Annotated in this window: 8 protein-coding genes, 1 tRNA gene and 1 rRNA gene; 4 read left to right on the top strand and 6 right to left on the bottom strand. The window is 57.2% G+C overall.

What is annotated here, in order from left to right; all coding sequences use genetic code 11:
• The 5 genes from H145_RS0118875 to H145_RS0118855 all read right to left on the bottom strand — a co-directional run.
• Positions 1 to 376 (bottom strand): 16S ribosomal RNA (locus H145_RS0118875); the annotation flags it as partial.
• Between the two features lie 824 nt (positions 377 to 1200).
• Complete coding sequence (locus H145_RS0118870; protein ID WP_019949714.1) at positions 1201 to 2472, bottom strand: adenylosuccinate synthase; 1272 nt, start codon at positions 2470 to 2472, stop codon at positions 1201 to 1203.
• Positions 2472 to 2816, bottom strand: a complete 345-nt coding sequence (locus H145_RS0118865; RefSeq protein ID WP_019949713.1) for an STAS domain-containing protein — start codon at positions 2814 to 2816, stop codon at positions 2472 to 2474. Before H145_RS0118865 ends, H145_RS0118870 begins: the two co-directional genes overlap by 1 nt.
• Positions 2813 to 3301, bottom strand: coding sequence for a Fur family transcriptional regulator (locus H145_RS0118860; protein WP_019949712.1), 489 nt, complete (start codon positions 3299 to 3301; stop codon positions 2813 to 2815). Before H145_RS0118860 ends, H145_RS0118865 begins: the two co-directional genes overlap by 4 nt.
• A 210-nt stretch (positions 3302 to 3511) precedes the next feature.
• On the bottom strand, positions 3512 to 5716 hold the full coding sequence (locus tag H145_RS0118855) for a RelA/SpoT family protein (RefSeq protein ID WP_019949711.1): 2205 nt from the start codon (positions 5714 to 5716) through the stop codon (positions 3512 to 3514).
• Between the two features lie 216 nt (positions 5717 to 5932).
• Here H145_RS0118855 and H145_RS0118850 point away from each other — a divergent pair.
• The 4 genes from H145_RS0118850 to clpX all read left to right on the top strand — a co-directional run bounded on the left by H145_RS0118850 (position 5933) and on the right by clpX (position 9823).
• Positions 5933 to 6014: transfer RNA gene (locus H145_RS0118850), tRNA-Leu, on the top strand.
• 125 nt (positions 6015 to 6139) lie between these two features.
• Positions 6140 to 7468: a trigger factor gene (tig, locus tag H145_RS0118845; RefSeq protein ID WP_019949710.1), complete on the top strand. Its 1329-nt coding sequence runs from the start codon at positions 6140 to 6142 to the stop codon at positions 7466 to 7468.
• Between the two features lie 239 nt (positions 7469 to 7707).
• Positions 7708 to 8418: a ClpP family protease gene (locus tag H145_RS0118840; RefSeq protein WP_019949709.1), complete on the top strand. Its 711-nt coding sequence runs from the start codon at positions 7708 to 7710 to the stop codon at positions 8416 to 8418.
• Positions 8419 to 8599: 181 nt separating this feature from the next.
• Positions 8600 to 9823, top strand: coding sequence for an ATP-dependent Clp protease ATP-binding subunit ClpX (gene clpX / locus H145_RS0118835; RefSeq protein WP_019949708.1), 1224 nt, complete (start codon positions 8600 to 8602; stop codon positions 9821 to 9823).
• A gap of 220 nt (positions 9824 to 10043) precedes the next feature.
• Here clpX and H145_RS24845 read toward each other — a convergent pair.
• Positions 10044 to 10300, bottom strand: a 257-nt coding sequence (locus tag H145_RS24845) for a transposase (protein ID WP_019949350.1), incomplete at its 5' end; no start/stop codon positions are given.

Raw genomic sequence — 10300 nt, 5'->3', positions numbered from 1 at the left:
AGACTCTCGTCCATTGCCCAATATTCCCTACTGCTGCCTCCCGTAGGAGTCTGGCCCGTATCTCAGTGCCAGTGTGGGGGATCACCCTCTCAGGTCCCCTAGCCATCGTCGCCTTGGTGGGCCTTTACCCCGCCAACTAGCTAATGGCACGCAACCTCATCCTGAACCAATAAATCTTTACCAATTAAACGATGCCGTTCTGTTGGTTTATGCGGTATTAATCCGCCTTTCGGCGGGCTATCCCCCAGTTCAGGGCAGATTGGTTACGCGTTACGCACCCGTGCGCCACTAGTAGTATTGCTACTACCCGTTCGACTTGCATGTATTAGGCCTGCCGCTAGCGTTCATCCTGAGCCAGGATCAAACTCTCCATTGTAAGATTTCTCTACGCTCACCCGAAGATGAGCTGATGTCAAGTGCTGATCCGACCCTTATGTTGTTCTCTCTCGAAAGAAAGAACTGATTCGCGTCACTCATTTTGCCCTCCGCCTCGCGGCTTCAGGTCTTACCTATATTGTCTTTTCCAGTCATTCAAAGAACGTGTGCATCACTCCCATTCGGAGTCTGCCGTGTGCCTCACTTAAGCTAGGCGGTGTTGCTGTGTGCCCCTTCCGATCGAAGCGGGCTGCAAAGGTACAACCGTTTCTGGTTGCGACAAGCAAAAGAAGAAAACTTTTTTTCGAAGCGTTTCTTTCCTCGGTTGCTGTTGTCCCCTTCCGGTTGAAGCGGGCTGCAAAGGTAAGCAGCTTTTCGCTTTGTGCAAGACCTAGAGAAGAAAAAGTTTTTCTCTTTTCGGCCTTCCTGCTAGCGTCCGTGGCTTTTTCAAGCGACTTGGCTGGTCAGGATGCAAGCGCTTCCGGTTGAAGCGGGGTGCAAAGGTAACTAAACCTTTCCGACTTCCGCAACCTTGGTCGGCAACTTTTTTTCAAGCGGCTTTCCCGAGGGAGAAGCTGGCCCCGCCGCGTTCCGGTTGGGGATGCAAAAGTGGGGGTTTGCCGCTGACTTTGCAAATACACCTCACAACTTATTTTGAGGGTTGTGAAACCGTTGGTGTTAGCAGGCTGGATAGTAACCAGTTGAACATCTCGATTGGTTCACTGCTGAGGAAAGAATTCTTTTTTGGTTCTGCTATAGAAACGCAAAAACCCGGATTGCTGGTAGCAATCCGGGTTTTTCAAGGGGTTAATTTCTCCTTTTAGCTCAGTTCATGTGTAGCGTGCTCACCCGGTCGGGGCCGACGCTGACGATGCTGATGGGCACTTCGAGGTGCTTTTCCAGAAACTCAACGTAGTCTTTCAACTCGGTTGGCAGGGCTTGCGGGTCGGTTAGGGCCTGCAGGTTGGTGCGCCAGCCGGGCATACTTACATATATAGGAGTCAGTTTTTCCAGGTCGCCGTGGTCGGGCAGGTGGTCGGTTTGTTCGCCATTGGGCAGTTCATAGTGCGTGCAGACCTGGATTTCGTCGAACTCATCCAGCACGTCGGCCTTCATGAGGTGGATTTCCGTGACGCCGTTGAGCATAATGCTGTAGCGCAGGGCGGGCAGGTCAATCCAGCCGCAGCGGCGCGGACGGCCGGTGGTAGCGCCGAACTCGCGGCCGGCCGCCCGGATCTGCTCCCCTACTCCATCGTGCAGTTCCGTCGGGAATGGGCCGGCGCCGACGCGGGTGCAGTAGGCTTTGCTGATACCGTACACCTTGTTGATGTGGCGCGGGGCAATGCCGAGGCCGGTGCAGGCGCCCGCCACGATGGTGCTCGACGACGTTACATACGGATAGGTGCCGAAATCGATATCGAGCATGGAGCCCTGGGCCCCTTCGGCCAGTACGTTCTTGCCCGCCTTCAGTAAATCGTTGAGCAGGTACTCGGTATCGGTGAGCTGCAGGGTGCGCAGGAAGGCCACGGCGGAAAAGAAATCGGCCTCGAACGGTTCAATGTCGAGGCCGCGGCCGTGGAATTCAGCAATGGTGGCGTGCCGGGCAACGGCTTCGCGGTAGCGCTGTTCGAAATCGGGTAGCAGAATGTCGCCGACGCGCAGGCCAGTGCGGCCGATTTTGTCCTGGTAGGTGGGGCCGATGCCTTTGAGGGTGGACCCGATTTTGTCGCCGCCGCGGGCTTCTTCGTTGATACGGTCGAGGGCGCGGTGCGAGGGCAGAATCAGCTGGGCCTTGCGCGAGATGTAGAGGTTGCGGCTGTAATCGACGCCCCGGTCGGTGAGCTTCTGCAACTCCTGGCGGAATACGACCGGGTCGAGCACCACGCCGTTGCCAACGACATTGAGGATGTGAGGGTGGAAAATACCCGACGGCACCTGGTGCAGCACGTGCTTGATGCCGTCGAAGGTGAGGGTGTGGCCGGCGTTGGGGCCGCCCTGGAAACGGGCTACTACATCATAGGTGGGGGCGAGCACATCGACAATCTTGCCTTTGCCCTCATCGCCCCACTGCAATCCTACCAGTACATCAACGGGCATTACGCGGTTTTTAGGAGTTTAGCAGCCGCTGCTTCATCATCGGCCACGGAAAAAATAGCGTTCAGTTTGGTCAGGGCCAGCATTTTGCGCGGGTGATCGGCCGGGTTGATAAGCACCAGCTCGCCGCCGCGGCTGCGGAACTTGGTAAGCAGCGACACCAGCACCCCGATGCCGGTGCTGTTGATGTAGCGGATGCCCGACAAATCGACGGCGCAATGGAGCAGGTCTTCGCCGAGGTGCTGGTCGACGCTCTGCAGGAGCTGCTGGGTGTCGGGGCTGCCGATTAGGTCGCCGGAGAGGCGCACGAGCAGAATGCCGTCCTGGACGGAGGAATCAGTTTTCATAGAGTTTGGAGGGCGGCGGCCTTGGCACGGCAGTCGCCGCACACGCCGTAAAGGTTCAAAGAGTGGTGCAAGATATGGAAGTTGAGCAACTCCCCGACCATGGTCTGGATGCCGTGGATGCGCGGGTCGCAGAACTCGACCACTTTGTGGCATTCGGTGCAGATTACGTGGTCGTGTTGCCGGTAACCATAGCTCTTCTCGTACTGGGCCAGGTTGCGCCCGAACTGGTGCCGGCTGACGAGGCCGTGCTCCACCAGCAGATCGAGGGTGTTGTACACCGTGGCCCGGCTTACGCGCAGGCCCTGCTCCTTCATGCCGGCATAGAGCTGCTCGACATCGAAGTGGCCGGTGCGGGAGTAGATTTCCTCCAGGATGGCGTAGCGCTCCGACGTTTTGCGCAGGCCTTTATTTTCGAGGTAGGCCGTGAAAATCTTCTTTACCTCCTCGTACTTTTCTTTATCGAGATGCTTCTCGGAAACTTCCATGTTAGGGCTTATCTATTATAAGGAGTGAAACCAGCAAAGCAGGCGGTGGTTGCAGCGGGTTCCGCAGTAGCTTACAACCATCCTAGCGAGCCTTTTCTTATGCCGTTTTGTACCCACTGATTTACGGAATGCTTTTTAGAGCTACTCGCCGGGACGTTTAGTCATGAACTGTTCACTGACATGATGCCGAATACCGCCTCCCTACACTGCTCATGAATCGAAACGCTCAACCGTCAGCACACCGTTCACCTTAATCAGCCGTTGGATGAGGCGGTCGAGGTGGGCGGTATCGTTGACGAAGACCATAATCTGGCCCTCGAAGATACCGTCGTTCGAGTCCATTGTAATGGAGCGCATGTTCACTTTGAGGCTGGTGCTGATGATGCGTGTCACGTCGTTGACGAGGCCCACGCGGTCGGCACCCTTGATGCGGATGCCCGCCAGAAAGGCTAGTTCCAGCTGCTCCGTCCATTTAGCGCGTACGATGCGGTTGCCGTAGTTTGACATCATCTGCACGGCTTTGGGGCACGACGTGCGGTGGATAACAATGCCCTCGTCGGTTTCGAAGCCGAACACATCGTCGCCGGGGATGGGGTTGCAGCAAGGCGCGATGGTGTAGTCGAACTTGTCGGTGCGCTCTCCAATCACGAGCATGTTGGCATTCACGCCGCGCACTTTCTGCACCTCGTGGTCGAAGGAGCGGGGCTCCAGGCGCGAGGGCAGCCGCGGCGACTCGCTTTCCTCGAACACGCTCCGCACAATTTCGCGGCCATCGAGCTGGCCCAGGGCGATGCGGTAGAAGAATTCGGCCAGATTGCTGACGTTGAAGTAGGCCAGCAGGCGGTTGAGATTTTCGGGGCTGACCTCGACCCCAATCAGTTCCAGCCGCTTTTCCACGATAAAACGACCGTCCTCCGATTTGGCCTTGCGGTCGTCGCGGAGCCAGTCCTTGATGCGGGTGCGCGCTTTGGAAGTGGTGACGTACTGCAGCCACTCCTCGGTGGGGCGCTGCTTTTGCGAAGTCAGAATTTCTACCTGGTCGCCATTGTGGAGCTGGTAGCTCAGCGGCTGCAGCTTCTGGTTGACCTTGGCTCCGAGGCACTGCAAACCAATCTGGGAGTGAATCTCGAAGGCGAAATCGAGAGCCGTGGCTTTGTCGGGCAGGATGACGAGCTTGCCCTTGGGCGTAAAGGCGTACACCTCCTTCACGAACAGGTTCTGACGAAACTCGTCCATGAATTCGAGGGCGCTGGAGTTGTTGGTTTCCAGCATCTCGCGCACCTTGTTGATCCAGCTTTCCAGCGTCGATTCGGGCTGGGGCACGCCGGTATCCTTGTATTTCCAGTGGGCGGCGTAGCCTTTCTCGGCAATGTCGTCCATGCGCCGGCTCCGGATTTGCACCTCCACCCACTGCCCGGTGCGCGACATGACGGTGGTGTGCAGGCTCTCGTAGCCGTTGGCCTTGGGCGTGCTCACCCAGTCGCGCAGGCGGTCGGGGTTGGGCTGGTAGAAGTCCGTCACGATGCTGTACACCTGCCAGCAGGCCGCTTTTTCCTGCTCCGGCGGCACATCCAAGATGATGCGGATGGCAAACAGATCGTACACCTCATCGAAGGTGATGTTCTGCTTGCGCATCTTTTTAAGGATGGAATAGATGCTTTTGGGCCGGCCCTTCACCTCGTAGGTGAAGCCCTGGGCGGCCAGCTCGTCATCAATGGGCTGCACGAACTCCTTGATAAAGCGGTTGCGCGACGTCCGGCCCTGGCGCACCTGCCCGAGCAACTCCTCGTACACTTCCGTATCGGTGTATTTCAGGTAAAGATCTTCGAGCTCGGTTTTGATGGTGTACAGGCCCAGCCGGTGGGCCAGCGGGGCGTAGAGATAAATGGTTTCCGACGAAATCTTGAGCTGCTTGTGCCGGGGCATCGACTCGAGCGTGCGCATGTTGTGCAGGCGGTCGGCGAGCTTGATGAGGATAACGCGCACGTCGTCGGAGAGCGTGAGCAGCATTTTGCGGAAGTTTTCGGCCTGCTCGGAGGTGCCGTAATCGAACACGCCCGAAATCTTGGTCAGCCCGTCCACGATGCGGGCCACCTTGGAGCCGAACTCGCGCTCCACGTCGGCCACCTCCCAGGGCGTGTCCTCCACCACGTCGTGCAGCAGCGCCGCCACGATGCTGGTCGTGCCGAGGCCGATTTCCTCCACCACAATCTGGGCCACGGCCAGCGGGTGCAGAATATACGGCTCGCCCGACTTGCGGCGCATCTCCTTATGCGCTTCGAGCGAGGTGTTGAAGGCCTTTTTGATGAGCTTGGCGTCGCCGGGCTTGAGGACGGGCTTGGCGGTACGGAGCAGGCGGCGGTATTGGCGCAGGATTTCCTGGCGCTCTACCTCGGGGTCGATGACAGTGGACATGGCAAACGGGCAGCACCCAGCGGTGCCGGAAAGAACGAGTAGCGAAGATACGAGGGCCTGGACCGGAAAGTAACAACAACGGGCCGGAGTTGGTGCGCCCGGCACCGCCGCCAACCGGGCTTCGGCAATCTACCTGAAGCAGGTAGTTACGAAAGGCGTTGGTTTTGTAACGGAGCTTGCGTAGTTTTGCGCCCCCGAGGCAGATGGCCCCGTGACGCGGATGTGGCGAAATTGGTAGACGCACCAGACTTAGGATCTGGCGCCGCAAGGTGTGTGGGTTCGAGTCCCTCCATCCGCACAAAGTGGGTTTTATTCCACTGAAACTGTTTTAAACCCTCAACCCACCCGTTGGGGGTTTCTTTTTAGGGGTCAGCTCCGAACTGGCCCTTCTTACCCCAACGTAGCACCTTTAACCGACCCGCAGTGGATATCACCCTCGACAAGCAAGACGACCAGCTTCATGCCATCCTGACAGTAAACCTCACGGAGGCCGACTACGCTTCCGCCGTGGAGAGCAAGCTGAAAGAATACAGCAAGAAAGCCCAGATTAAGGGTTTCCGCCCCGGTAAAGTGCCCGTAACGCTGGTGCGCAAGATGTACGGCAAGGGCATTCTGGTCGACGAAATCAACGAGCTGCTGGGCAAGTCGGTGGATGGCTATATTAAGGAGAACAACCTGCGCATTCTGGGCGAGCCCCTGCCGGTGGCTTCCGACATCGACTTCGACAACCAGAAGGACTACTCGTTCCAGTTCGAGCTGGGCCTGCTGCCCGACTTCGAGCTGCCCGCCGACCAGGCTATTACCGTTGACCGCCACAAGGTGACGCTCGACGAGAACACCAAGAATGAAACCTACGAGCAGCTGGAGCGCCAGTTCGGCGAAACCACCGAGCCCGAGGCCGCCGAAGCCGGCGACTACCTGGTGGGCCGCCTGCGCAAGGAAGGCGAGGAAGGCGAAGGCCGCCTGCTGATGCTGCCGACCAACAAAATGAAGGCCGAGGCCGATAAGTTTGTGGGTGCCAAGCCCGAGGACGTTATCACCTTCGACCTCAAAACCGCTTTCGACGGCGACGCCAAGGCCATTGCCAACTTCACCGGCATGAGCCGCGAGGAGGCCGACGCCGTGGAGGGCCCCTACACCCTGACCGTGGAGAAGGTGCAGCGTACCGCTCCCGCCGAGTTCAACCAGGAGCTGTTCGACAAAGTATTCGGCAAGGACATCGTGACGTCGAAGGAAGATTTCGACGCCAAGGTGACCGAAACGGTGATGGAGAACTACGACCGCGAGGCCGACAACCTGATGAACCGTCAGATCATCGACAAGATGCTGGAGAACGTGACCATCGAGCTGCCCAAGGAGTTCTTCAAGAAGTGGCTGGTGCGCGCCAACGAAGGCAAGCTGACGCCCGAGCAGATTGAGGAGCACTACGACGACTACGCCAAGGAGTTGAAGTGGTCGATGATCCGCAACAAGGTGGTAGAAGCCAACCAGTTGAAGGTGTCGAACGAGGAAATCGTGGACCGCACGATGCAGAAAATCCTGGGCCAGTTCAACATGGAGATGACGCCCGAGCTCGAAGAGTCGGTGCGCGGCTTCGCCGACAACTTCCTGCGCCAGGAGAACGGCAAGAACTACGTCCAGGAGTACGAGGCCATTCTGGCAGAGAAAGTGCTGGAAAACCTGCGCGGCAAAGTTGTTGTTAACGACAACGAGATTACGGCCGAGGACTTCCGCAATCAGAACGCCGGCTAGCCTTAGCCGCCGTTTCGGTTTTCAAAACCACAAAAAAGCCCTTACTTGTCGTAGGGGCTTTTTTTGTTGAGAAGTCATACAAGAAAGGTAATTGTCATTCTGAGCGGAGCGAAGAATCTCGCGTGCCAAAGTAATTCCTGACAATCGAGTTAGCATTGCACGCGAGATTCTTCGCTCCGCTCAGAATGACAATTACCCCCGCCAGTCTCACTTCTAATATCTCACTTCTATTACCTTCCATGCTGAATAAACAAGAGTTCCGCAAGTTTGCCGTAAAGGGCCAGGGTCTGAATGGCCTGGGCGTTGACCAGTACATCCAGCACGTTGAGGGCCAGACCCGCGGCGGGCTGATTATGCCCTCCAACATGACCCGCTCGGTGATTGAGGAGCGCCCCACCCGCTTCGCCGAAATCGACGTTTTCTCCCGCCTGATTATGGACCGGATTGTGTTCCTGGGCACGGCCGTGGACGATTACGTGGCCAATATCCTGACGGCGCAGATGCTGTTCCTGGAGTCGGTAGACGCCAAGAAGGACATTCTGCTTTACATCAACTCGCCCGGTGGCTCGGTGTACGCCGGCCTCGGCATCTACGACACCATGCAGTACGTGAACCCCGACGTGGCTACTATCTGCACCGGCCTGGCGGCCTCGATGGGCGCCGTGCTGCTGGCCGGCGGGGCCAAGGACAAGCGTTCGGCCCTGCCCCACGCCCGCGTGATGATTCACCAGCCTTCGGGTGGCGCGCAAGGCCAGTCGTCGGATATCGAAATCACGGCCCGCGAGATTCTCAAGCTCAAGAAGGAGCTGTATGATATTCTGGCCGAGCACACCGGCAAAACCTACCAGGAAATCCACGACAACTCGGACCGCGACTACTGGATGCGTGCCGACGAGGCCAAAGAGTACGGCCTGATTGACGAGGTGCTCGAAAAGAAAAAGAAGGACTAATTGACCTCGTTCTTTTTCAACCTGATACCAGAAAAGCCCGCAACCGCGGGCTTTTTTGTTTACTTCACATCCAAACGCAACGGCACGATTTGCCCGCTTGTTGGCGTTGGGCTTTTCGTACCTTTGATGCCGACCGGGTAAAAACCGGCCAGCTTCCCTCCTACAGCGAGTTCCTTTAGCAATGGCAGATATTACGTGCTCGTTCTGCGGCAAGAATAAGAAAGACGTTACCGTGATGATTTCGGGCATTAATGCTCACATCTGCGAGCGGTGCGTGGGGCAGGCCCAGCAAATCCTGAACGAGGAGAATAAGATCCGGGCCAACTCCAAGACGCCGAAGTTCAACCTCGTGAAGCCGCGGGAGATGAAAGAGTACCTCGACCAGTACGTGGTGGGCCAGGACGAAGCCAAAAAGGTGATGTCGGTGGCCGTGTACAACCACTACAAGCGCCTCATGCAGGCCCCGCAGAAGGACGATGTGGTAATTGAAAAGTCGAACATCATTATGGTGGGCGAAACCGGCACGGGCAAAACCTTCCTCACGCGCATGCTGGCCAACATCCTGCAGGTGCCCTTCTGCATTGCCGACGCCACCGTGCTCACCGAGGCCGGCTACGTGGGCGAAGACGTGGAAAGCATCCTCACGCGCCTGCTGCAAGCCGCCGACTACAACGTGGAAGCGGCCGAACGCGGCATCGTGTACATCGACGAAATCGACAAGATTGCCCGCAAGAGCGACAACCCCAGCATTACGCGCGACGTGAGCGGCGAGGGCGTGCAGCAGGCTATGCTGAAGCTGCTGGAGGGCACGACGGTGAACGTGCCACCCCACGGTGGCCGTAAGCACCCCGAGCAGAAGATGATTACGGTGAACACCGAAAACATCCTCTTCATCTGCGGCGGGGCCTTCGTGGGTATTGAGCGCATCATCAAAAACCGCCTCAACACCAAGCCCATCGGCTTCGCCAAAACCCAGCTCGAAGAGCAGCACGACACCAACAACTTCCTGCGCTACGTTACGGCCCAGGACCTGAAGTCGTTTGGCCTGATACCCGAGCTGATTGGCCGCCTGCCGGTGCTCACCCACCTCAACCCGCTCGACCACGCCACGCTGCGCAAAATCCTCACCGAGCCCAAAAACTCCATCGTCAAGCAGTACCAGCGCCTCTTCGACATGGAAGGCATCGAACTCAGCTTCTCGGAAGGTGCCCTCGAATACATCGTGGTGAAGGCCGACGAGTACCGCCTCGGCGCCCGCGGCCTGCGCAGCATCTGCGAGGGCATCATGACCGACGCCATGTTCGATATGCCCTCCGAGGAAGACGTGAAGGAATTGGTAATCGACGAGGACTATGCCCGGAGCAAGTTCGAGCAGACCGCCATGAAGCAGCTGCGGGCGGCGTAGAAAATGCTAACGTATTAGATAGTCTCTACCGCGACTATCTAATACGTTAGCATTTTACATTATTGGAGCAATACTTGACAGATAAATAAAAATGGCAGATATACTAAAGTGCAGAAAATGCGGCAGAAACATTGGTAGAAACGTATACATTACAGCTGGATTTCATAGGGTTTGTTCTGAAGATTGCAAAATAAAATTAAATAAAAAGGTCGTGTGTTAATTAAGTAGAATTGGAGGATTGAAAGAAGAAGTGGTGAATGAACAGGCTGATGACGCCGTCATGGAAGAACGTCTTCTTTGAGAAGCAAATAGTCTTGCGCGTGAGCCGCTTGAGGCGGGTGCGTAAGGTGAGATGTTTGCGCTCCAGGCGCTGGAGCTGCGTTTTGTCCTCCACGCGCTGCTCGGCTGGCAGCCGGTCCACATAGGCCCACCAGGCATCGGTGATCCACAAGGCCACCGTCAGGCCCGCATCGGTGA

Source organism: Hymenobacter aerophilus DSM 13606 (assembly GCF_000382225.1).
Taxonomy (GTDB): domain Bacteria; phylum Bacteroidota; class Bacteroidia; order Cytophagales; family Hymenobacteraceae; genus Hymenobacter; species Hymenobacter aerophilus.
Note: the sequence above shows the minus strand (reverse complement) of the source record. Positions and strands in the feature narration are given on the sequence as shown.

Excerpts from the sequence above, each read along its gene's own strand:
- H145_RS0118865 (WP_019949713.1), bottom strand. The coding sequence starts at position 2,816 with ATGAAAACTGATTCCTCCGTCCAGGACGGCATTCTGCTCGTGCGCCTC.
- clpX (WP_019949708.1), top strand. The coding sequence starts at position 8,600 with ATGGCAGATATTACGTGCTCGTTCTGCGGCAAGAATAAGAAAGACGTT.
- H145_RS0118860 (WP_019949712.1), bottom strand. The coding sequence starts at position 3,301 with ATGGAAGTTTCCGAGAAGCATCTCGATAAAGAAAAGTACGAGGAGGTA.
- H145_RS0118840 (WP_019949709.1), top strand. The coding sequence starts at position 7,708 with ATGCTGAATAAACAAGAGTTCCGCAAGTTTGCCGTAAAGGGCCAGGGT.
- H145_RS0118855 (WP_019949711.1), bottom strand. The coding sequence starts at position 5,716 with ATGTCCACTGTCATCGACCCCGAGGTAGAGCGCCAGGAAATCCTGCGC.
- H145_RS0118870 (WP_019949714.1), bottom strand. The coding sequence starts at position 2,472 with ATGCCCGTTGATGTACTGGTAGGATTGCAGTGGGGCGATGAGGGCAAA.